Annotated in this window: 21 protein-coding genes; 8 read left to right on the top strand and 13 right to left on the bottom strand. The window is 42.8% G+C overall.

The genetic code is table 11. From position 1 onward, the window contains the following. Position 1: 1 nt before the first annotated feature. Complete coding sequence (gene nagA / locus K5L93_RS01215) at positions 2-1138, bottom strand: N-acetylglucosamine-6-phosphate deacetylase (protein WP_246614958.1); 1137 nt, start codon at positions 1136-1138, stop codon at positions 2-4. A gap of 9 nt (positions 1139-1147) precedes the next feature. Further along, the gene (gene nagB, locus K5L93_RS01210; protein WP_220721414.1) at positions 1148-1945 is read right to left on the bottom strand and encodes a glucosamine-6-phosphate deaminase; all 798 of its coding nucleotides are present in this window, start codon (positions 1943-1945) and stop codon (positions 1148-1150) included. A gap of 287 nt (positions 1946-2232) precedes the next feature. Between nagB and nagE the strand changes: the two genes are divergently transcribed. Further along, positions 2233-3675, top strand: a complete 1443-nt coding sequence (gene nagE / locus K5L93_RS01205) for an N-acetylglucosamine-specific PTS transporter subunit IIBC (protein ID WP_220718112.1) — start codon at positions 2233-2235, stop codon at positions 3673-3675. A gap of 81 nt (positions 3676-3756) precedes the next feature. Here the strand turns inward: nagE and K5L93_RS01200 are convergent, their stop codons facing one another. From K5L93_RS01200 to K5L93_RS01185, 4 genes are all read right to left on the bottom strand, one after another. Next, entirely contained in the window at positions 3757-4227 is a 471-nt protein-coding gene (locus tag K5L93_RS01200; protein ID WP_220718111.1) for a CreA family protein, read from the bottom strand. A 237-nt stretch (positions 4228-4464) separates the two neighbouring features. Then, complete coding sequence (gene rhtB / locus K5L93_RS01195) at positions 4465-5082, bottom strand: homoserine/homoserine lactone efflux protein (protein WP_220718110.1); 618 nt, start codon at positions 5080-5082, stop codon at positions 4465-4467. Between the two features lie 85 nt (positions 5083-5167). Next, positions 5168-6367 carry an NnrS family protein gene (locus tag K5L93_RS01190; RefSeq protein WP_220718109.1) on the bottom strand — a complete coding sequence of 400 codons (1200 nt, stop codon included), beginning with the start codon at positions 6365-6367 and terminating at the stop codon, positions 5168-5170. Continuing rightward, entirely contained in the window at positions 6367-6636 is a 270-nt protein-coding gene (locus K5L93_RS01185; protein WP_016401063.1) for a hypothetical protein, read from the bottom strand. The genes K5L93_RS01190 and K5L93_RS01185 overlap by 1 nt, the downstream gene beginning before the upstream one ends. 451 nt (positions 6637-7087) lie before the next feature. Between K5L93_RS01185 and norR the strand changes: the two genes are divergently transcribed. Then, positions 7088-8662, top strand: a complete 1575-nt coding sequence (gene norR, locus K5L93_RS01180) for a nitric oxide reductase transcriptional regulator NorR (RefSeq protein ID WP_220718108.1) — start codon at positions 7088-7090, stop codon at positions 8660-8662. 55 nt (positions 8663-8717) lie between these two features. Then, the gene (locus tag K5L93_RS01175; protein WP_220718107.1) at positions 8718-9527 is read left to right on the top strand and encodes a fumarylacetoacetate hydrolase family protein; all 810 of its coding nucleotides are present in this window, start codon (positions 8718-8720) and stop codon (positions 9525-9527) included. Positions 9528-9546: 19 nt separating this feature from the next. Here the strand turns inward: K5L93_RS01175 and K5L93_RS01170 are convergent, their stop codons facing one another. Next, entirely contained in the window at positions 9547-9948 is a 402-nt protein-coding gene (locus K5L93_RS01170; RefSeq protein WP_220718106.1) for a hypothetical protein, read from the bottom strand. Positions 9949-10287: 339 nt separating this feature from the next. Here K5L93_RS01170 and glnS point away from each other — a divergent pair, with 339 nt between their 5' ends. Continuing rightward, positions 10288-11952 carry a glutamine--tRNA ligase gene (glnS, locus tag K5L93_RS01165; RefSeq protein ID WP_220718105.1) on the top strand — a complete coding sequence of 555 codons (1665 nt, stop codon included), beginning with the start codon at positions 10288-10290 and terminating at the stop codon, positions 11950-11952. 44 nt (positions 11953-11996) lie between these two features. Further along, positions 11997-12635, top strand: coding sequence for a peptide-methionine (S)-S-oxide reductase MsrA (gene msrA, locus K5L93_RS01160; RefSeq protein WP_220718104.1), 639 nt, complete (start codon positions 11997-11999; stop codon positions 12633-12635). Positions 12636-12686: 51 nt separating this feature from the next. Here msrA and K5L93_RS01155 read toward each other — a convergent pair whose 3' ends face one another. The 4 genes from K5L93_RS01155 to miaE form a co-directional block, all read right to left on the bottom strand. After that, the gene (locus K5L93_RS01155) at positions 12687-12953 is read right to left on the bottom strand and encodes a DUF6482 family protein (RefSeq protein WP_281422598.1); all 267 of its coding nucleotides are present in this window, start codon (positions 12951-12953) and stop codon (positions 12687-12689) included. 93 nt (positions 12954-13046) lie between these two features. Next, on the bottom strand, positions 13047-13274 hold the full coding sequence (locus K5L93_RS01150) for a hypothetical protein (protein ID WP_016401056.1): 228 nt from the start codon (positions 13272-13274) through the stop codon (positions 13047-13049). Positions 13275-13570: 296 nt separating this feature from the next. Beyond that, positions 13571-14143 carry an LON peptidase substrate-binding domain-containing protein gene (locus K5L93_RS01145; protein ID WP_220718102.1) on the bottom strand — a complete coding sequence of 191 codons (573 nt, stop codon included), beginning with the start codon at positions 14141-14143 and terminating at the stop codon, positions 13571-13573. Between the two features lie 85 nt (positions 14144-14228). Beyond that, the gene (gene miaE / locus K5L93_RS01140; RefSeq protein ID WP_281422535.1) at positions 14229-15167 is read right to left on the bottom strand and encodes a tRNA isopentenyl-2-thiomethyl-A-37 hydroxylase MiaE; all 939 of its coding nucleotides are present in this window, start codon (positions 15165-15167) and stop codon (positions 14229-14231) included. A 110-nt stretch (positions 15168-15277) separates the two neighbouring features. Between miaE and K5L93_RS01135 the strand changes: the two genes are divergently transcribed. Beyond that, positions 15278-15454, top strand: a complete 177-nt coding sequence (locus K5L93_RS01135) for a hypothetical protein (protein WP_016401053.1) — start codon at positions 15278-15280, stop codon at positions 15452-15454. Here the strand turns inward: K5L93_RS01135 and K5L93_RS01130 are convergent. Then, positions 15447-16301 carry a J domain-containing protein gene (locus K5L93_RS01130; protein ID WP_220718101.1) on the bottom strand — a complete coding sequence of 285 codons (855 nt, stop codon included), beginning with the start codon at positions 16299-16301 and terminating at the stop codon, positions 15447-15449. The genes K5L93_RS01135 and K5L93_RS01130 overlap by 8 nt on opposite strands. A gap of 146 nt (positions 16302-16447) precedes the next feature. On the opposite strand from K5L93_RS01130, the gene K5L93_RS01125 reads away from it, so the two are divergent. Beyond that, positions 16448-17596 carry a ribosomal protein uL16 3-hydroxylase gene (locus tag K5L93_RS01125; RefSeq protein ID WP_220718100.1) on the top strand — a complete coding sequence of 383 codons (1149 nt, stop codon included), beginning with the start codon at positions 16448-16450 and terminating at the stop codon, positions 17594-17596. Between the two features lie 202 nt (positions 17597-17798). Further along, positions 17799-18905 carry a phosphoribosylaminoimidazolesuccinocarboxamide synthase gene (locus tag K5L93_RS01120; protein WP_220718099.1) on the top strand — a complete coding sequence of 369 codons (1107 nt, stop codon included), beginning with the start codon at positions 17799-17801 and terminating at the stop codon, positions 18903-18905. A 69-nt stretch (positions 18906-18974) separates the two neighbouring features. On the opposite strand, the gene K5L93_RS01115 is transcribed toward K5L93_RS01120, so the two are convergent. Continuing rightward, a complete protein-coding gene (locus K5L93_RS01115) occupies positions 18975-21851 on the bottom strand; it encodes a hypothetical protein (RefSeq protein ID WP_220718098.1) in 2877 nt (958 codons plus the stop codon). Positions 21852-21886: the final 35 nt, after the last annotated feature.

The raw sequence follows: 21886 nt of genomic DNA, 5'->3' as shown, positions 1-21886 counted from the left end.
ATTAAAACTGAGTCAATTGGCCATCGCTAATTGCAAGGGTGACATTAAAGTCTTGATCAAATGCGGTTAAGTTTGCGGCGTAACCTGCCTTGATTCTGCCTAAGTCTTGATCCCTGTTAATTGCGGTTGCTGGGTACAAAGAAGCCATTCTTAAACTGTCTCGAAGAGATAAACCTACTGATTGTACGCAGTTTTTTACTGCTTCAATCATGGTTAAAGCAGAACCGCCGAGTGTACCATCATCGCCAAAGCAAATCCCATCTTGAACTGTGATCTTGCGTCCAACAAAGTCAAAGCTGCTTATGTTAGCGCCCGCGGCTGCCGTGGCATCTGTAACTAAACACAGTTTGTGGCGCAATAAGCGTTTAGCGATACGCACATTAGCACTAGATACATGGTGACCATCTACAATGATGCCAGCATATAAATTGTGGTCGAAAATAGCGCCTAATACGCCTGGTTCGCGACCGGTCATTGGGCTCATGGCGTTAAATAGGTGAGTGGCAAAACCTGCTCCAGCATTTATTGCATCGCTTGCTTGCTGGTAGTTCGCATTAGTATGGCCTAACGACACCAATATGCCTGCTTCTTTTAGTGCTGCTATACTTGATAGCTCAACATGCTCTGGCGCTAAGGTAACCTTTTTAACTGCGTCGTGGTTATCTAGCAAAAAGCGTAAACGTTGTTGGTTGAGCTGGCGGATTAGCTTTTCACTATGAATACCTTTTTTATCTACACTCAGGTAGGGGCCTTCTAGGTGAAGCCCTAAGTTAGCAGAGCCGTGGGCTTGGCTATGTTCTCGTGATATCGAAACTGCTTGCTCCATTTCCTCATCGTTGGTGGTGATAAGGGTGGGCATGAAGTTAGTAGTACCACTTACTAAATTAGTTTGATGCATGTGCTCTAAGTTGGTGCTAGAGAAGTCGCCATTAAGCATCACACTGCCACAGCCATTTAGTTGTAAATCGATAAACCCTGGGCAGAGTACCGAGCCATTTAAGTCTATGCTGTTTATTTGTGGTGATACTTGCTGGTTTGGCACAACAGAGTTGATGGTGTTGTTTTCAACAAGCACCGAATAGCCGTTAAGTAATTCACAACCATCAAATACTAATGCATTGGTTAAGGCGTACATCATTATCTTATCCTAAATATTTTTGATGTTTTCAGCTTCCAGTTCATGGAAGTAGCGTACTGTTTTTACTTTTAATTCCATGGTGGAAGGCTGGTCACAGACTATCATCGCTTTAGGGTGAAGTTGCAGTGCAGAGATAGTCCAAAGGTGATTAACGCTGCCTTCAACTGCAGCCTCTAATGCTTGGGCTTTATTGTGTCCAGTCACCAATATGAGAATTTCTTCAGAATCGAGCAGGGTGCCCACGCCTACAGTAAGGGCTAGTTTTGGCACTTGTTCTAGGCTATCGAAGAAGCGCGAGTTAACCATGCGAGTGTCTTCGGTAAGGGTTTTTATCCGCGTTCTTGAAGCTAGCGATGACGCCGGTTCGTTGAAAGCGATGTGGCCATCTACGCCTACACCACCCATAAACAAATTAATTTTGCCGTATTGTTTAATTTTGGCTTCGTATCTAGCGCACTCTGCTTCTAGATCTTCGGCGTTACCGTCGAGCAAATTAATGTTCTCTACAGGAATGTCTATGTGCGAGAAAAAGTTGTTGTGCATAAAGCTGTAGTAGCTTTCCGGATGGTCACTAGGGATCCCAACATATTCATCCATATTAAACGTTACAACGTGCTCAAAACTTAGTTCACCTTGCTTATGTAGCTCAATTAAGTGTTGATAGGTAGCTAGCGGCGTTCCACCTGTAGGGCACCCCAATACAAATGGGCGTTCCGCAGTGGGTTTGTAAGACTTAATTTTCTCTGCGATATAAAGTGCAGACCAACGTCCTACTTGGCTTTTGTCAAGTAATGGTATTAATCTCATCATCGTTCTCCAGTAATTTTAGGCTTAGCTTAGCAATTTAATTCGCATAGAGAAATAAGTATTCTAAAAATTGTGATTAAAAGCGTGTTTGGCTTGTATTGAATGTGCCTACGTCACATTTTTACAGCGCTTCATTTGCGATGTATTTTTTATTATTTACACTGCGAATTAAGTTCTTGGGAGGAAGCATTAATTGGTAAAATGTTTAATGATTTCATCCAAGCTCGAACAGGCAATCGCTACTGGAAAATAGAATTTGGTTACTAACAACCATAACGAGGGATACTATGTTTAGCTATTTACAAAAAATTGGTCGAGCCTTAATGGTGCCCGTTGCTGTGCTACCTGCAGCAGCCATTTTAATGGGAATCGGTTATTGGATTGACCCAAATGGCTGGGGGGGCAATAGCGCCTTAGCTGCATTTTTAATTAAATCGGGTGCTGCCATCATCGACAATATGTCGGTGTTGTTTGCTATTGGTATTGCTTATGGCATGTCTCGTGACAAAGACGGTGCTGCAGCTTTGGCTGGTTTTGTTGGTTATATGGTAATTACCACCTTGCTTTCTCCGGGGGCTGTAGAGCAAATTGGCTTGGTGACTTTAAATGATTCAAGCACCTTGGCATTTTCCAAAATTGAAAACCAATTTGTTGGTATTATTAGCGGTATTATGGCTGCCGAGTTGTATAACCGCTTCTATCAAGTTGAATTGCATAAAGCGTTGTCGTTCTTTAGCGGTAAGCGTTTAGTTCCTATTCTTACCTCAGTAGCCGGTATCGTGGTGGCCTTTGTATTAATGTACCTTTGGCCGTTAATTTTTGGTGGCTTAGTTACTTTTGGTGAGAGCATTACCGGTATGGGCTCGGTAGGCGCGGGTATTTATGGCTTCTTTAACCGTTTACTAATTCCTATTGGCCTTCATCATGCACTAAATGCTGTGTTCTGGTTCGATATGGCAGGCATTAACGACTTAGGTAAATTCTTGAGCGTTGCATCAGATGCTGTTCCAGGAGAAACAGGGCGTTACATGGCTGGCTTCTTCCCGATTATGATGTTTGGATTACCTGGTGCCGCACTCGCGATCTACCACACTGCTAAAGCAGAAAATAAAACAAAAGTTGCATCTATTATGATTGCGGCAGCTACAGCTTCGTTCTTTACTGGTGTGACAGAACCACTAGAGTTTGCCTTTATGTTTGTAGCACCGGTGCTATACGTAGTACATGCGATACTAACAGGTATCTCAGTATTTATTGCAGCGTCAATGCAATGGATGGCTGGCTTTGGCTTTAGTGCAGGTTTGGTTGATATGGTGTTGTCATCACGTAATCCACTTGCTACCAACTGGTACATGCTGATTCCACAAGGCTTAGTATTCTTCGCTGTTTACTACTTCGTTTTCAAAACAATGATCATCAAAATGAACCTTAAAACGCCGGGTCGTGAAGATGCCTCTGAAGAAGAAGCTAGCTTAAGTGTAGGCGGTTCACATAGTGAGACGGCAGGTTTAGTTCTGACAATGTTGGGTGGTACCGATAACGTAGTATTAGTTGATAACTGCGCAACGCGTCTTCGCTTAGAAGTGAAAAACAGTGACCAGGTAAATGTAAATGAACTTAAAAAGCATGTACCTGGCGTTATCGTCCCTAGTAAAACAGCAGTACAAGTGGTTATTGGCCCACACGTAGAATTTGTTGCTCACGAGCTTAAACTGTTAGCGGCGAAATAATGATAAGAACTTAACTGTTGATAGTGGTATTTGGCCCTCTAACTAGAGGGCCTTTTTTATGTCTAAGGTAAATGTCGTCAATTATTGGATAGTAGCTACTGGTATCGAGTAAGCTTTTGTTCCCCATAGCGGCACAGTAGACAAGCTATGTTTGTAACTGCCTGATGTTTCTTTGGTTGAATAAGATAAATACATCAGGGTTTGAGATTCGGCGTCGAAGATACGTCTAATCTTTAAAGACTTAAAGAGTATGCTTTTAGACTTTTTAAAAACAACCTCACCTGATTTAGACATATCGATATTGGCTAGCATGGCTGGGGTGATTTCGCCAGTTTGGCGACAGGATATAGACATATCGCTGGGGTCTGCAAAGTCTAGATCGGCTTCTACATTAGCGATGTGGCAGGTCACTCCATCTATTAAAGGATCCTTTAATACGCTGATTTTAATGTCTTTGGTGGTAAGTAAGCCTAAAGATACATCGGCGACTTCATTATTATCACAAGCAACTAAAAAGCTGCTGACGAATAAAATGCTAAGGATTTTGTTCATAAAATCACTTTCCTAATTTTTAGCGTTTACAGTATCTTAAACTGATGTAATGGATTTGGTAAGCAATGCCTTTGGCTTCTAGCGCCGCAATTACACGCTATACACACGGGCATATTTTAAAGCTAACAATGTTAATCATTTCTATCTCGCTCTTATGGTTGTTTAACCATAAGACGAATAAATAGATAAAAAGATGAAACTAATTTGAAGAAAACTGCTGTTTAATGTTTTGCTGGTTTATCGCTCTACCTTAGCTAAGGCAATGCCCATCATTACAAACAGCGAGCCGAATACACGATTTTGCAAGGCTACAAACTTCGCCTTTCCTAGCCATGGTTTTACCGCCGAAGCTAAGGTGGCATAGCTAAACATCACGGCGCAATCAATCATTACCACTGTTACACCTAAAAGCAGGTACTGGCCGGTCATATCTTGGGTTGGATTAACAAACTGCGGTAAAAATGCAGCAAGAAAAATAATTGATTTTGGGTTCATTAAGTTAACGATAAACCCTTGTTTAATAAGCTGTGAACTGGTTCTAATTGCCACTTCTTTTCCAGTTAGTGCCACTGATTTCTCAAAGAATTTACTAATGCCCAAATAAAGGAGGTAGGCTGCGCCTAGATACTTTACTGCGGTGAACGCTATCGCCGAAGACGCTAACAATGCGCCTAAACCAATAGACACAATAATTAGATGAGTGACAAGAGCTAGTTGTAAGCCAGCTATGTTTTTACATGCCTGTTTAAAACCACCACTTAATGAATGGCTAATAGTGGCTACGGTGCCAGCTCCCGGTGAAATACTAAATACAATACAAGCGGCTACAAAGGTGAGCCATACACTGAGCAACATGGGGAAATCCTTGTAAAGAAGCCCTTAAACATTGCTGCAATATCGCAGAATAGCCTAAGGGCGTCTAGAGCTTGCCGTAAAATGTTTAGCTTTGGCGTTTAGAAGACAATATTGGCAAATATACCGTTAAGAAAATCAAACTCGTGATTATCCAAAGTCCAGCACTTAAATTCCAAGCTAACAAAGCATCAGCAAGGGGTAAAAAAGTGCGTATTAAAGTAGCCGCTACTAAGAGGATAAACGCAATGCTAATAATCGGCTTGATGATCAATGTTCTGCCGGTATGGCCAAGCGATACACGGCTCATCATGGCAAAAATCATCAAACCAATGGCTCCAATGGTAATGATATGCAGCGCATTGCTAAAGCTTAGTGGAGTTAGGTAATAGCTCGCGCCAAGAGCAATTAAACCCAAGGCCATAAGCAAATACGATATGTGTAGCGACCATAACAGCGGTACTTTTAGGGTGTTAATACTGCGCCAGTAAGCTAAGCGTAATAAGTGAAACAGCCCAAGTAACATTAAACTTAGTGGTACAAGTTGATAGGTATTTACAAAATAGCTAGCAATAAAAGCCGCAGTGGTTGCAATTGCTAATGGACCTACTAAGCGGTTGATCCACACCGGACACTCTATGGCTGCGGTTTGGGCGCCGCGAACAGTAAAGAAAGGGATTACTCGGCCACCCACCAAGGCCATCATAATGGTAAATAACAACACCATGGCTCGAGTTAAATGTAGTGCTAGGGCAGTATTGGCGAGCAAGTCACAGGCTAAAATCGCCAGGTTTATCAAACCCATGACCGACAATAGAGCGATAAAAATGTAGTTACGGCGGTTTTGCGCGGCAAACACCAACTTGCTATAAATCACTACCACGGCGAGCCACCACAAACCTTGTAATACACTTGCGAGTATTGCGCTCTCAGCGGTGTTTATATAAAAGGCTATGCGAGCAAAACACCATAATAGCACCAAGCCCGCCAGCGCTTTTCCTTTAATGCTTGGTTGACCAGTCCAAGTTTGTACTGCGGTTAAGATGAAACCAACAGCGACGGTGGTGCCAAAGCCAACTAGCATTTCATGGGCGTGCCAAACCTGTGGACTTAAGCCGCTAAAGCCAATCAAGTTGTGTCCGTTTAACAGCATTATCCAAAGCGCCAAGCTAAGTGCCGAGCTAAAGGCTGCTAGCAAGAAGAAAGGGCGAAAGGCTAATTCGAAGATTGGGTGTTGATGCCAATGTTGTGCAGTATCTTTTGTATCTGGCTCAGCAATTTTAATCACTATATAACCTCTTGACCGAGTTCGTTAAATCCTACGCAGCGTAACACGTAACCCACTTTTAATACGCCAGCAAATACAATGGTAGATATGTGTGCAGTAATTTGCATTGGAATAGAAAAAGCCTGTGCTAAGGGGTAGGAAATGATAATGGATGAAATGATCACAAGCAGTGAGACTAGCATTAACCAGTTTCCACCCACTATGCAACGCATGTATTGGCGAAAAGCACTTGGTTTGTTTGAATCTACGAATAAAGGAAAGTGTTTCATGGAGTTCTCCTGATACTAGGGTCTGTTGATCTTTGCTGATGGCTTTTGCAGCCATTTATTAGCCATTTAGGCAAGGCAGTGAGTGTGCAGTTAAGTGGGCTTAATAATCACTCGCTAACGCTGAATAAATGGCTAAGAAATGCTGCCCGAAGGGTTCGGATAAGCGAACTTTACTCTTTGTTAAGCCCTTCTTGCTTAGCCCACTAGGCTTCTAAGTGCTCGCCGCGATTAAAGCCCGCTTATCTCGAACAAAAATTCAACACCAAAGATCAACAGACCCTAGCTATTTGATATTCATTTCTCGCTCACATAAGTACTTCGCAATCTTCATACCAACTATTTAAAGCCGCTAAGACCTGTAAATTCGGTTACTCTTGAGTTGTTTGTGTCATATTGACTCGTGGATATTATTAGTCATTTTGACTACTATGGGTATAAATGAGGAGTTGTAATGTCAGATATATCTTCAAAAGCCTTAATCGAGTTAGCTTTAGACTTAGCGCAAAATCTTAGTAGTAAAGATCGCTTCGACCGGTTACTAGATACAGTACGAAAAACCATTGCTTGTGATGCAGTGGCTTTGCTTGCAGTAAGAGGTGAGCAACTTACTCCTCTTACGCTGCAAGGGCTTAGCCGAGATACTCTAGGTAGGCGCTTTTACCTGTCGGAACATCCGCGCTTTCAACAAATTTGTGCTTCCAGCATGCCGGTGCGTTTTCCGGCTACCTGTGAGTTACCCGATCCCTATGATGGCTTGTTGATCGACCGAGAAGGTGATTTGCCTGTTCATGCCTGTATGGGTTTACCCTTGTATTTTGATCAAAGCTTAATTGGCGTGCTTACCTTAGATAGCTTTACGCCTGAAGTGTTTGATGACATTCCCAATAGAACACTTGAAGTAATCTCCGCCATGGCCGCAGCTAGCCTTAATACAGGCTTAACCTTAGACCTACTGGAACAGCAAGCTCATCATTCGCAACAAGTATTGGAAGAGCTAAATCAAGCAGCTTGGCACCACAACAGTGATGAAATTGTAGGTGAAAGCTCAGTGATGAAACGCCTCAAACAAGAAATTGCCTTGGTGGCACCATCTGATTTTACTATATTGATCCAAGGGGAAACCGGTGTAGGTAAGGAGCTAGTTGCGCGGTCTTTGCACCTTCAATCGTCTCGTTACAAAGCGCCAATAGTGCATGTGAACTGTGCGGCCTTACCTGACAATTTGATTGAAAGTGAACTCTTTGGCCATGTTAAAGGCGCCTTTACTGGCGCCGATAAAAACCGGGCTGGTAAATTTAGCATTGCTGATGGCGGCACTATTTTTCTCGACGAAATAGGTGAGTTGCCTTTGGCTGCCCAAAGTAAGCTATTGCGAGTATTGCAAAACCAAGAGGTGCAGGCGCTTGGCCAAGACAAAATTCAAAAAGTAGATGTACGGGTGATTGCCGCCACGAACCGCGATTTAGCTAAGGAAGTTGAGCAAGGGCGGTTTCGCGCCGATTTGTATCATCGCTTATCGGTCTACCCTGTGTTGGTTCCACCTTTAAGAGAGAGAGTGGGGGATGTTCAATTATTAGCGGGCTTTTTTGTGGAGCTGGTTAAACGCAAATTGGGGATTCCACAAATAAAACTACAAAGTGATTTGGTGGCTTATCTAAATGCCTACGATTGGCCTGGCAATGTTCGGGAATTAGAGCATCTAATTAGCCGCGCAGCGCTAAAAGCGCGAGCTCACCAAAGTGCTAAAGCTATTGTACGAATTAGCGTTGCCGATTGCGGTGAGCTTAAATCAGCAGATATTGTAAAAGCTTCCTCGTATCAATCGACTGCACCAACAAGTATTGCTGCCGGCTTTAATTTACGCCAAGCAACAGACGCTTATCAAAAAAGCTTGGTAGCAGCGAGCTTAGAAAAACACCAAGGAAGCTGGTCGGCAGCGGCTAAAGAGCTAGGGGTTGATAGAGCTAATCTAAGCCGCTTGGCAAAACGTTTGGGTTTAAGTGTCAACAAAGTGGTTAAACACTAAACTATAGTTTGCTGGTGCACGTAGTTGCTGAGAAACAATACATCAAGTAAGAACTGTGAATTACATATTATTGACAGGCTTCGCGCTTTTACTTCTCTCAAGCCCAGCTATTGCTGAGCAAACTAACCAGTTTGCGTTAATTGACTATCAAGGGGTAAAAACTTGGGTTAAACGCGATGGTGATAAGCTACTTCACTTAAATGCTTCACCTTTAGATAAAGGCCAAGTTAATGGTCAAACATCAACTGTGGCATCAGCCAAGTACTTAATGCCGATAAAACCGGCCACAGTATTTGCAGTGGGTTTAAACTATCGCAGCCATGCTGGAGAAGCAGGTGCCAGCAAACCAGAGATTTTTTACAAGTCATATAGTTCTCTCAGTATTGGTGGACCTTTGCAGCTCCCAAAGGATGCGCGAAATGTGCATTTTGAGGGAGATCTGGTGGTTGTGATTGGTCAAAGTTGTTCAAAGGTATCTAAGCAAAATGCTAGAGATTGCATATTTGGTTACACCGTAGGGAATGATCTCACCGAGCGCTCTTGGCAAGGTCGAGATTTGCAATGGTGGCGGGCTAAAGGTGCCGATGGTTTTGCTCCGATTTCACCTTGGATAACTCAAACTACAGCTGAAAACCAGTTCACTGTGACCACTAAGCTAAACGGCGATATCGTTCAACAAGAGTCGTCTGCCAACATGATTCACTCTGTAGAGGATATTGTTAGTTACATTAGCCAATATGTAAGCTTACAAGCCTATGATGTGATCTTTACTGGTACACCGGGAAGAACTAAAGCACTAAAAAGTGGCGACCAAGTAGAAGTGAGCATCGAAGGCCTAGGCAAGGTGTCTACTCAAATAGAGTAAACACCTAGGTTATATGGTGTTATTTTACTGGGGTTAAGCCCTTGTTGCGGTTTTCTACTGCGCCATCTAAATCAAAATCAGCGGATGTCCAAGCACTCGCTTCTTGGTGAGTGAACTTTTTAGCGGCCCATGCAGTGGCTGAAGAAAGATCAAAACCTGAATCTATCCAACCTCGGGCGTCAACAGCGGTGAAGGCTTGGGCCCAAGCGGTAATTTGGTTTGGGTCACTAAAGTTTTGGTCTATAAATTCTTTAACTTGTGGTTGGCTCATGCCTGCTCGTACATAAGTTTGTACTTGTTCAACATTTACTCCGATTTCTTTCCAAGACGCAATTTCAGATTCTGACATACCATCCCAGGTGGGCTGGCTAGAGCAAGCAACCAATAGCAGGATACTAAAAGCAACACTAAGTAGACGCATGACATATTTCCTTTATTATCAACAGTAACCATTAATCACTATAAACCATGACTACAGATTCGCCATTTCCTTAACAAAACCATAACTAAGAAAGTTGGGTGGGAATGACTTTGATTCCTGTCTTATCGGTAGAAGTTGCAGTAAGGCGCTGGTTGAGTTTAGTCAAAAGAAGAACTAAAAAAGTTAATCAAGCTAAGCTGTTTAATGGCAAGGCGGGGAGGCGGAACAGATGCATAAGGCGATCTTTTCATCGCTTGTTCGATGGTTGCTTGTACTAAGGCTAAGAATCAGGGATTATACGGCTTTAATTAGCGTTTCATTATTTATAGGTAGGCTGGTATGAGTGAGGCGGAAAATCGCCCTAGCAATTTCATTCGTCACATCATTGATGAAGATCTTAAATCCGGAAAGCATGACACAGTGCATACACGTTTCCCACCGGAGCCAAATGGTTATTTACACATCGGCCATGCTAAGTCGATTTGTTTGAATTTTGGTATTGCTCAAGACTACCAGGGCGCATGTAACTTGCGCTTCGATGATACCAATCCCGAAAAAGAAGATATCGACTACGTTAACTCAATTCAGCAAGATGTTAAGTGGCTTGGTTTTGATTGGGATGGTGAGGTATGTTACTCATCAAACTATTTTGATCAGTTATACGCTTATGCTGAAGAGTTGATTCAAAAAGGTTTAGCCTTTGTTTGTTTCTTAAATGCCGACGAAGCGCGTGAGTACCGTGGCACCTTAAGTCAACCTGGCAAAAACAGCCCTTACCGTGATACTCCTGTTGAAGAAAACTTGGCCTTGTTTAGAAAAATGCGCGCGGGTGAGTTTAAAGAAGGCGAGTGTTCGTTACGTGCCAAAATCGACATGAGCTCTTCGTTCATGTGTATGCGTGACCCGGTGATTTATCGGATTCGTTTTGCCCACCACCACCAAACTGGGGATAAATGGTGCATTTACCCAATGTACGATTTTACCCATTGTATCTCGGATGCGATTGAGGGCATTACTCACTCTTTATGTACTTTAGAATTCCAAGATAACCGTCGTTTATACGATTGGGTACTGGAGAATATTACCATTGAGACAGTACCGCATCAGTACGAGTTTTCACGCTTAAACCTCGAATACACGGTAATGTCTAAACGTAAGCTAAATACTTTAGTTAGCGATGGCCATGTAAACGGTTGGAACGATCCACGCATGTTAACTATCGCTGGTTTACGTCGTCGGGGTTATACCGCTGCTTCGATCGTTGAGTTTTGTAAGCGCATTGGCGTGACCAAAATGGAAAACATGGTAGAAATGCCAATGTTGGAAGCGTGTATACGTGACGATTTAAATGCTAATGCACCTCGTGCAATGGCAGTGTTAGATCCAATTAAAGTAATAATCGAAAATTACCCTGAAGATAAGGTAGAACAGCTATCTGCGCCTAATCACCCTAGCGAAGATATGGGCGAGCGAATAGTGCCGTTTAGTCGTGAACTGTACATTGAAGCTGAAGACTTCCGTGAAGAAGCTAACAAGAAGTTCAAGCGCTTAGTAATCGGCAAAGAAGTACGTTTACGTAATGCTTACATGATTAAAGCCGAGCGCTGTGATAAAGACGAAAACGGTAATGTTACTACCGTTTATTGTACTTATGACGATACCACCTTAGGTAAAAACCCTGAAGATGGACGTAAACCAAAAGGCGTTATACATTGGGTGTCTGCTGAACATGCCAAGCCTGCGGAAATCCGTTTGTACGACCGTTTGTTTACCGTTGCTAACCCAGCTGCTGAAGAAGATTTCACCGCCGTGCTTAACCCTGAGTCATTGGTAGTTAAACAAGGCTTTGTTGAACCAAGCTTAGTTAACGCAGAAGCCGAACATGCTTACCAGTTTGAACGCCAAGGTTATTTTTGTGCCGACAGCGTAGATTCAAGCCCGGAAGCTTTAGTGTTTAACCGTACCGTAGGTTTGCGTGATACTTGGGCTAAAATTGGTGGCTAGGTGCCATTAATTAAACGTTTGCCAATAGAGATGGAGTTGTATCGATGAGCAAAACGACTTTGGTTAGCCAAGCTGATGCCTTACCAGGGCGCTTGGAAGCAATTGAGTTAGACGGAATTCATGCAGTAAACGGTAGCAATTACTTAGAGCAAGCTAGCGCTGATCAGGAAACTGCCTACTTTGGATTAGGTTGTTTCTGGGGCGCTGAGCGACTGTTTTGGCAACAACAAGGTGTATTTACAACGGCAGTAGGTTATGCCGGTGGTTTTACACCTAACCCAAATTACGATGAAGTGTGCACTGGCTTAACTGGGCATACTGAGGTTGTTAAAGTCATTTACGACCCAAGTGTGATTAGCTATCAACAGTTATTGACCTGCTTTTTCGAACAGCACGATCCTACTCAGGGCATGCGCCAAGGTGGGGATATTGGAACTCAGTATCGCTCGATGATATTTGCCACCAGCAGTAAACAGCTAGAGTTAGCTAAGCAAGCTCAGCAGGCTTATCAAAAAGCCCTGCAAGGTGAAGGCTTAGCTCATGCTATTAGCACTGAGATAGTTAGTTTTGATACCTTCTATTATGCAGAGCTTTACCATCAGCAGTATCTACACAAGAATCCCAATGGATACTGTGGTTTAGGTGGCTTAGGGGTATGTTTACCGCCTTGGCTTCAAGACTAAGTAAAAAGCAGCCTAATGGCTGCTTTTTTTTACTCTGTTGATAATCGCTAGCTACCATCTTAATTGCATTTTCATTGGCTGGTTGGTGTTTTGTAAGCCGCACATTTCATCGTAGGCCGAGTGCTGAACTAGCCAAACATTATCGATGGCTTGGTCTTGGTAGTGTTGTTTAATGCTAGAAATGCTGGAGAACCTGAGAGGGTGATGATTGCTATCGCAGAGTATCCGTTGAGAACTATGTTGTTGCTCGTTAACTAGGTAGATGTCACCTTCATGAGAATTAATAATCAAATCCATATCAGCCTCCTTAGTTTGTATATTAGATACGCAACAAACTAACGAGAAGATGACTAAGACTAAAAATTAATGGAAAGAGTTGGGGGAGGAGATCCGCCCCCACTGTCTTATAAACTAGCGACGCAGTTTTAAGATACTAATAGGGCAGGTAATGCCTAGTTTCTCTGCGGCTTGTTTAAATCCAGCCTCTAAACTTTCGAAGCTCATATTTGAAGTGAACTCCATGCAGAGCATGTCACGCTCTTTTTCGATGTTCCAAAGTACGGCTTCATCGGCGGTGGCAGATTGGACTAGCGGTAGTGCTTGTGTAATTGCTGCGCTTATTTTTGCTTTATATCTCATGAATCACCTTTAAGACAGAAAGGGTCGCAGATCTCTTACTGTCTAACTACTAGATATTTATCGTTCCGAGGTTATTAGGGCAATAGCATATTGGATTCTATGTCCAATGCGAAGCCATTACTTCTTCTCATCATCCATGACCTAATCATATTAAAGCACTTTTGATTACAAGACTGTGTAAAAGTTCGCAAATTACGATAAATATGACATTTTTGAGTTAAATATAAGTTTTTAATGCTGATTGTTATAGGTACCTTAAGGCTAAGCGATTAACTTACAATCACTTTTAATTTCAGCTACCTATGGCCTATTGTTATTTCTGATACTAATTGATGGACCAGGTTATCTAAGGTTGAGAAATCATCTTCAAAAAGAATTTGGTTTTTTGCTTTACTGGAGAAAGGTAATAGCTCCAACCAACGTGAGACTACCCAATATTCATCATCATAAGCGAAAAAATCTGGATGTTGCTCGTAGAGCTCATGCTGCGTTAGTACCTGTTGTAGTTTTTCACTTAAGTCATCTTCAACTGCGGGAGGCTTTTCAAGTTGCCAATTGGGTTTAGCTTGAGCAAAAGCGCTATAAAGCTTATCGTCGGCTTGGCTAACATCGCTTAAGTCTACGCGCTTAATGCCGCGAATAGTGATGCCTAGCATGCCGTCATCTAGCTGCTCAAAATCTTCAATTTGGCAATGAACGCCTATTTTAAAGTCTGTTTGGCCTTCTGCTAGAGGTTGGCATAATACAAAACCTTTGGCTTCTTCGCTGGCTATAGAGACCAAGCGTAAATAACGCGGTTCAAAAATGCGTAGTTTATTTAGGCCTCCAGGCAAAACAAAAAGCTCTAATGGAAACAAGGGTAAGCGCATAAGTCACCTTATCCAATTTGATTGACGTCGCTAGTAAATACGTGGTTTACAGCTTGGGTGATCAATTGACTCTAGATTAATTATACTAGCTCAAGGGTATTCCACTGTGAAAACGAAACATCTTATCTTGCTGATAAATTAGCTGTGCTTCTTGCTGGCCAATTTTTTTGACTCTTTGTTGGAGCTCTTGTTCATCGATGACCATATTGGCCAAGCTCAAATAGTCTTGATAGTGGCGGGCTTCTGAACGCAATAATGATATATAGAACTGACCGATGGCCTCGGGTAAAAGTGGCGCTAGCATAGCGAAACGCTCACAGGAGCGTGCTTCGATATAAGCACCAACAATAAGTTTGTCGGCTAGGGCTTGTGGTTCATAGTGACGAACTTGCGACATTAGGCCCTTGGCATAGCTACCTGCAGGGAGGTTTTGGTAGTGAATGTTAAACTGACGCATGATAGAGAAAACCTGTTCAAAGTGATGTAGTTCCTCTTTAATTAGCAGCCGCATTTTTTCAATTAATGCTATTTGAAAGTCTGATAGTTGCCCCTCTGATCTCGTTTCTGCTTTAGCACTTAATGTTGATGCTCTGTGTGTACAGTGATGGCTAGGACTGCCTACTAGTTCATGCAGCTGTGACAATAGCTGTTGGTCAAACTTGCATCGCTGCATTAAAGCCAAGGTTGTAAGGGCTGCTTTTAGTTGCTCGTTATTGGCTTTGTCTAAACCTAAGGGAAAAAACCAATCAATAAAAACCTGAACAGACCAGCGACCCGCCCGAAAAATAATGAACTCATAGGGAGCTAGCAATGCTTTTATTTCTTGTTGAATCAATGGCTGATTAGCACCGGCATACTTAAGCATCAGTTTGCTTGCGGTGGCGGCCGCTTTCCACTCTGCATTTGCATGATCGATCAATAAAACCTTTAAGTTTATCGGCTCTTTAGCCATAGCCAGCCATTGCTTAGGTGTAGAGCAGTATAAAAAATTGTTAATTGGTTCGAGCAGCGCAGAGTAAGGCATTGGATAATTAGTGTATTTACTTCAAGTTAATGAAGTTTCACCCATTTGGAGTCTTGTTTTCAAGTACTTGATCAGTACACTTAATGGCGGTTTTAACTGGGATAGTGAAAATGGAACAAATTAACCAGCATTTCGACAAACTATTAGACCCTTTAGCACGCTTAGATGAGCTGTGTGCCAAGCTACCTTGTGGTGATAAAAAGACTCGCCTGCTAGACCAAATTGCCGCTATTAAAGAACAAAACGAACAGGCAAAACGTGAGTTAAAGGCTTTCTTATCTAATTAGTTGTTGCGTTTGCAGCGCTAACATCGAGACTATCTAAAAGCACTGCTCTCGGTTCCCCGTCTAAATTGATCTCTTCTATTTGTTGCACTTCCGTTTGTTGAGCTTTAGTCGATTTTTCTGCGTTAGAACTTTTATAAGTTGCACTTTCATCAATGACCGCTTTGTTATCAATTACGGGGGGTATTTGTATATGCTGCTGTAACAAAAACTGCTGCTGTACTTGGTTGAGCGCTTTGGCGGAATGCTGATTGAGCAAGGCACGAATAAGCGACAAACTCATATCCAAATCTGACTCAAGGTATTGTTGGCGAGCACTGCTTAAACGTAGTTTATGTTTTAGCTCCCATGTTTTGGCTAAATTTTCTTGGTTTAGCGCAGGCATTGTGGGTTTTACAGGTTTATTGCTGTTATTAATGGTTGTAGTCAGCCGTTTGCTTACTTTGTTTAATTGCTGGTTAGACTGATACCAGCCATTGGCTAGAACTACCACCACTACAGCAAGTATCCCAACAAGCGCTGGCATTAATATCTTTTTTAATCGTTTGGTTTCTTTAATTTGTGCCTGTTTGGCAATTGCTACGCTAAGTTTTTGAATATAGAACTGCTGTTGATGAATGGTTTTCTTTAAGGCGAGGACTTGCTTGTTCGAATCATCTAAAGATTGTTCTATGGCAATCGCGCCTTCACCTAACAACAGTTTTTGATAACTGTTTTTAATTAAGATCATCAACTGGGCAGAACCGCCTTTGTCGGGGTGGCAGCGGCTGGCGAGTTGTTTGTAACGGGTTTTTATTTGCTCCTCGGTAGCATTTTCCGGGAGATCAAATAATTGAAAGTGCGTGGTCATGGTTTAGTGTTACGTTTACTGTCCCTGTTAGCTGGCCTAAGCATACAAAGTTTTTTGAGTTTTGTCCTTTGAATAAAGCGACGGTTTGGCTAAAAGCCAGTGTGGAAATCAGTTACACTTTGCCGATACTACAAAAGGTAAGCTGTATGACATATCAAACCGCATTTAACCAACAAGAGTTTATGGCTAATTACTGGCAACAGCGTCCCTGTTTGTTAAAACAAGGCATGCTTGATTTTGTGGACCCACTTAGCCCTGAAGAACTTGCTGGCTTAGCCATGGAGGCTGATATTCAAAGCCGATTGGTAACATGTCACGAGCAGCAGTGGCAAGCTCACCTAGGGCCATTCGAAGACTTTGCATTGCTGGGGGAATCACATAGTTCTCTGTTGGTTCAAGGTGTCGACCATTGGCATAGTGAAGTGGCAAAACTAGCCGCGGCGTTTCAGTTTATCCCTAACTGGCGATTTGACGATGTGATGATTTGTTACTCCACCGTTAAGGGCGGTGTAGGGCCACATATCGATCAATATTGCGTATTCATCATCCAAGGACAAGGTAAGCGACATTGGCGTGTTGGCCAAAAGCAAATTCTTAAAGAGTTTGCGTCTCACGATAAGTTAAAACACTGCGAAGACTTTGTTGCTGAGATTGATGTGGTACTCGAAGCCGGAGATGTGTTGTATATCCCGCCCGGCTGCCCTCATGAAGGTTACGCGATAGAACCATCGATGAGCTATTCGGTGGGATTTAGAGCGCCAAACGCGAAAGATTTAGTCACTGGTTTTGCCGATTACCTTTTGCAACACGAAACCAACTCACAACGTTTTGCTGATCCGCGCCGACAAGAAACCAAGGAATTTGGTCGAGTGGCAGAAAATGATACATTAGCACTTAATAAACTGATGCAGTCTTTAATCAATTCTCCTCAAGCCAGTGCCCATTTTTTAGGTGAGTACCTTAGTGATTCATCACATAGTTCTGACATTGTTGTGCTAAGTGGCAGCGATCAAGAGTTAGCGATGAGTGATCTACGCCAATTGATGGAACTGGGTGCAGAGTTAAAACGCACCGCGGGGATTAAGGCCTTATATCTTGATGTATTGCCTTATGAACTGTTTGTAGATGGGCAAAGCTATGCGGTGCCTAACTGTTCTTGGGCTTTAGCAAAAAATATGTGTGATAGTTCCGCCATAGACACTCACTCGTTGCGGGCCTTTAACGAAGATGAGCACCAGCTTGATTGGCTGTTAGAGCTACTCAACGCCGGCTATTGGTATTTGGACGAGCAATAGCTTTTAGCCACATCATATTCATTCTTTAGCTAAGTTTGACTAAAGCGTATCTGAGAATGAAAGTTGTGTAGAGCTCGCGAATCGCTAGCAGTTAGCGAGCTTTCTGGTAAAATCCTTCAGCAAATTAATGTTCCCCGTAAAAATCAGTGTGTAAGCGAGCTTGCTCGTTGATTTTTCGTTCTTAAATAGAGGACTGTTTACCATGAGTCTTGCTGATAAAGTATTAGCAGTGAATAACGATTTACCCATTCGCACCGACGCGCCCGTTCATAGCGGTAAAGTACGTTCGGTATATTGGCTAACCGAAGCTGATAGTAAACGACTCATTAAAGAAAAAGCTTATGATGTTGCCGCCGACACACCACTAGCAATTATGGTAATCAGCGACCGAATTTCAGCCTTTGATTGTATATGGCACGGCGAAGAGGGCCTTAAAGGCGTACCTGGTAAAGGTGCTGCACTGAACGCAATTTCCAACCATTGGTTTAAGCTTTTCAAAGAACAAGGCTTGGCCGATAGCCACATTCTGGATATTCCTCATCCCTTTGTTTGGATTGTTCAAAAAGCACGTCCGGTAATGATTGAAGCGATTTGTCGACAATATATTACTGGCTCTATGTGGCGTGCTTATGAGAAAGGTGAGCGTAACTTCTGTGGTATTGATTTACCGGAAGGGCTACAACGGGATCAAAAACTGCCAGAGATTCTCATTACCCCGTCTACTAAAGGGATTCTTAAAGGGATCCCCGGCGTGCCAGAAGCAGACGATGTAAATGTTACTCGCAACAACATTGAAGACAACTACGCAGCATTTAACTTTAAATCGGCTAAAGATATCGATGTTTATGAAAACCTGCTTAAGCAAGGTTTTGGTGTAATTAGTCAGGCATTAAGCGATATCGACCAAGTATTTGTTGATACCAAATTTGAATTTGGTTACGTGACCGACGCCCAAGGCCAGGACAAGTTGATATATATGGATGAAGTTGGCACGCCTGATTCATCACGTATTTGGGATGGCCCAAGTTATCGTGAAGGTAAGGTTGTGGAGAACTCTAAAGAAGACTTCCGCCAAACCTTACTTAGCTACTTCCCAGACCCAGACATACTGTTGAATAAAAACCGTATGCCAGAGCGCGAAGCCTTGGCGCGAGATAACAATTTGCCGGTTGAAGTATTAATGAAAATATCGGAAACCTACACGGGCATTGCCGAAAAAATCACTGGTGCGCCAATTACCATTGGTGACAATCCAAAACAAGAAGTGATTGATATTCTTCGTAAAGATTACGATTTAATCGTTGATTAGTACGATAGTGTAAAGTTAAAGAGCAAGGTAATCTTGCTCTTTTTTATTGTCTTCGATTAGCAAAAACGCTTAGCTAAGCTGTTCTAGGGCGCTAGCTAAGGCAGTTTCATCTTGCTTAAATACTGCTTCAGAAATCTCACTTACCTGCTGGCTGAGTTTATCGGATGCAAACTTCTCTGCTCCAAATGCGAGCTGTTGTACTTGCTCTTGTGCCTCTTTCCATCGTTGCTGCTTGGCAAACTCTACAATGAGAGAAGAGCGATTTTTGTTTTCGATACTGAATACATTTTTTAGTGCAAGCAAGTAGGGCTCATTATCCGCTTTTGTGGTCGATGTCACAGCTTGGTTATCGGGTTTGGATTTGGGTTTTGGTTCGCTAGGGCTTAAGCCGCTAAGGCTTTCAATTAAGCGAAGGTAGCTATATTCCGATAGAGCTTGAGATGACAATAGCTGCTCATCGGCACACAAGCCTTCTAATGCCTGCCCAAAATGTTGATTTAATACCAACACATCGCGGATATCGCTTTCTGTATTGGTTTCGCTTAGCAAATAGTAATGTAAGCCCGCTAAATATGTGGCATCAAAATCCTTAGCGTTGTTCACTAATAGCAGTAAGCGAAGCTCAGGTTTGTACTGTTGTATTTGTTGAATACGGATCGGCGTGAGCTCGCTGCTTTCTAGTAACAAGTAATCAACTGTGCCGAGATTCTTAATCTGGTTATAAGCTTCTTGCCAAGCACGATGCTGCCATTTAATGGCAATGTCACCTATGTGAGTACTTAAGTGCTCAAAACGGTGCTTTGATTGGCTAAACGAGGCAATAGAGAAGTTGCTTGGTGTGTTTGGCTCATCTTCGGTTGATGCTGCAATGGCTACTTCCGCAAGGTCTTCGATAGTTTGCTGCTCTTCTTTATCGGAATGTCGCTTGAAGACGCTCGCCATTAAGAAGCTGCACAGATGATGCTTCAAACAAAATAGTGGCTTAGGTGAAGAGTCGACTTGTGTTGGTGAAGGCAGTTGTTCTGCTACCAGCAATACCGTTAGCTTAATGCCTTGGTCTTCTAACTCAAGGCTTCGCTCAGGTTTGTCGGTTATCACTGTTACCTTGTGATTGGTGGCCACATCTTCGACCTGTTTGAGCTCTACAAGCTCGGCAGATAAAAGTTGTAGTTGAATGCTGATACAACGCTGGAAAAACTCATCAGCAAAATCTACTGCGAAGTATTGCACCTCATCACTAGGGCTTTCTACCAATTGGTCCGATGCTACCGCTTGATAGTTTAAGCAAATGCTTAAGGAGTCTTGGTTTTGTTGCTGGCGGCCATTGATTTGTTTTACTAAGGCTGCGCTAAGGGCAATGATTGATTGCTGTAAAGCATTTAATTGGCCGGCGTTTTCGCTATCCACAGAAAAGACCAATTGTTGATCTTCAACCTGCAACTGAATAAGCACTTGGCTGCTGGCTGGGTACAACGAGATCAAGTAAAGCTGCAGATCTAATATCGCAGTTAGATGAGCGCGATTAAGCATGTATTGCGGGCTAATCTCTGGGCTAACTACCAGTGCCCAATGCAATTCTTGAGCTTGGTAAAGCGACGAAAACAGACCGAGCCTCTGCTCAAGTACGTCTAGTACAGACTCCGCGTTAAGCTTTATGCTGGCTTCTTGCTGCTGCCAAGGTAAGCTGCGTATCAAAGTGTTTAAGCGCAGCTGCGCGTCTAAGCGCTCTCTATCCGAATGCTCATTAGGTGCCAGAAGCGAGGCCTTGTTAAGCTGGTTTAAGGCATCTAAACATCCTGCTTTAAGGGGGCTGTATAAATCGCTGGGTGTTAAGCTTTGTAAGATTGTCTTAGGTTTTGGTTTTTGCGGGCTAGCCTGATGTTGTTGGCTAATGGGGTTAATGCTCACTAAATACAAACTGTCCTCACTAAAGGGGAGGGCAAGGTGGCTAGCCGCGTAGGTTTTACCCGTTTTGTTTGCTTTAACTAATAGGTAAAACTCCTCAGGGTAAGAAACCAATAACTCCATAAACTCGCCATCTTGAGTATTCTCTTGGTTCGGTACCGAGTAGTGTTTATTTAAGTTAATGTTGATGAGTTTGGCTTTGCTTACGTTTAGGTAGTTAAGCCCAATGTTGCTGGCTTCAATAACGTGATTGTGTTCATCAACGACAAATACGGCGTTATTAGCATGTTCTAGCAGAGCTTTTTTCAAACTGTTAGCGCGGTTTGATAACTCAACCAGTTGCTTCACTTTTTGTTGGTCTTTTTTGTGTTGCGCTTTAGCTGTTTGTAACTCTTTACTTAACTTGGCATTGGTAATTTCTCCCGCCGTTTTTGAGCTAGAGATAACAGGATCTTGTTTTGCCTGTTGCTTGTTGCTTACTGGCTTGTTTGATGTAGGTTTTGCAGGGGCAGTGGTAAACATTCTACTTACAAAAACACTGAGTAAGATTTGTAGCAACAATATTCCGGCTAGTAGCCGGAATACGACTAAGCGATGTGGCAGCAACCAATGGTAAACATTGGTGGGGCTGGAAAACTCTATCTCTACCCAAGCGATAGGGTTAATTTGGGTAGATGAACGCTGGTGGTTATCAACTTTAGCAGCCAGTTTGTTGGTTTGCTTGCCGTCATTTGCTTGCTTCTTTCGTGGCGTTCCAGCTTCCACCATTACAGTGCGGCTGCTTTGGTCGGTAACTTTTACATAGTTAACGCTAGGTGACTTTAACAACTCATCAGCGAGCTCTTTTAGCACCGCTTTGTTTTGAATATTAACCGCGCGCCGGGCACTAATTTCAAACAAACTTAGCGCGGTTGTCACTTCTTTTTCGGTGTTGGATTTTTGCTGCTGATAAAGAAAAGGCAGAGCTAAAGTGGTGACACCGGCCACCACCAATAAGCAAATTAGGTTAATTAGTAAAGCAGACTTTAAACGAGTACTCACGGGCGTCCTTGCAAGTAAAAGGTAATAAAAAGGCG

Origin of the sequence: Agarivorans litoreus, from assembly GCF_019649015.1 — a bacterium.
In the GTDB taxonomy this organism is placed as follows: domain Bacteria; phylum Pseudomonadota; class Gammaproteobacteria; order Enterobacterales; family Celerinatantimonadaceae; genus Agarivorans; species Agarivorans litoreus.
This window is presented reverse-complemented; position numbering and strand designations above follow the sequence as displayed.

Bases quoted from the DNA above. Each gene is read 5' to 3' on its own strand.
- K5L93_RS01125 (WP_220718100.1), top strand. From the start codon at position 16,448: ATGACATATCAAACCGCATTTAACCAACAAGAGTTTATGGCTAATTAC.
- nagE (WP_220718112.1), top strand. From the start codon at position 2,233: ATGTTTAGCTATTTACAAAAAATTGGTCGAGCCTTAATGGTGCCCGTT.
- K5L93_RS01130 (WP_220718101.1), bottom strand. From the start codon at position 16,301: ATGACCACGCACTTTCAATTATTTGATCTCCCGGAAAATGCTACCGAG.
- K5L93_RS01150 (WP_016401056.1), bottom strand. From the start codon at position 13,274: ATGAGATATAAAGCAAAAATAAGCGCAGCAATTACACAAGCACTACCG.
- K5L93_RS01170 (WP_220718106.1), bottom strand. From the start codon at position 9,948: ATGCGTCTACTTAGTGTTGCTTTTAGTATCCTGCTATTGGTTGCTTGC.
- nagA (WP_246614958.1), bottom strand. From the start codon at position 1,138: ATGATGTACGCCTTAACCAATGCATTAGTATTTGATGGTTGTGAATTA.
- msrA (WP_220718104.1), top strand. From the start codon at position 11,997: ATGAGCAAAACGACTTTGGTTAGCCAAGCTGATGCCTTACCAGGGCGC.
- miaE (WP_281422535.1), bottom strand. From the start codon at position 15,167: ATGCCTTACTCTGCGCTGCTCGAACCAATTAACAATTTTTTATACTGC.
- glnS (WP_220718105.1), top strand. From the start codon at position 10,288: ATGAGTGAGGCGGAAAATCGCCCTAGCAATTTCATTCGTCACATCATT.
- K5L93_RS01145 (WP_220718102.1), bottom strand. From the start codon at position 14,143: ATGCGCTTACCCTTGTTTCCATTAGAGCTTTTTGTTTTGCCTGGAGGC.
- nagB (WP_220721414.1), bottom strand. From the start codon at position 1,945: ATGAGATTAATACCATTACTTGACAAAAGCCAAGTAGGACGTTGGTCT.
- K5L93_RS01185 (WP_016401063.1), bottom strand. From the start codon at position 6,636: ATGAAACACTTTCCTTTATTCGTAGATTCAAACAAACCAAGTGCTTTT.
- rhtB (WP_220718110.1), bottom strand. From the start codon at position 5,082: ATGTTGCTCAGTGTATGGCTCACCTTTGTAGCCGCTTGTATTGTATTT.
- K5L93_RS01200 (WP_220718111.1), bottom strand. From the start codon at position 4,227: ATGAACAAAATCCTTAGCATTTTATTCGTCAGCAGCTTTTTAGTTGCT.
- norR (WP_220718108.1), top strand. From the start codon at position 7,088: ATGTCAGATATATCTTCAAAAGCCTTAATCGAGTTAGCTTTAGACTTA.
- K5L93_RS01120 (WP_220718099.1), top strand. From the start codon at position 17,799: ATGAGTCTTGCTGATAAAGTATTAGCAGTGAATAACGATTTACCCATT.
- K5L93_RS01135 (WP_016401053.1), top strand. From the start codon at position 15,278: ATGGAACAAATTAACCAGCATTTCGACAAACTATTAGACCCTTTAGCA.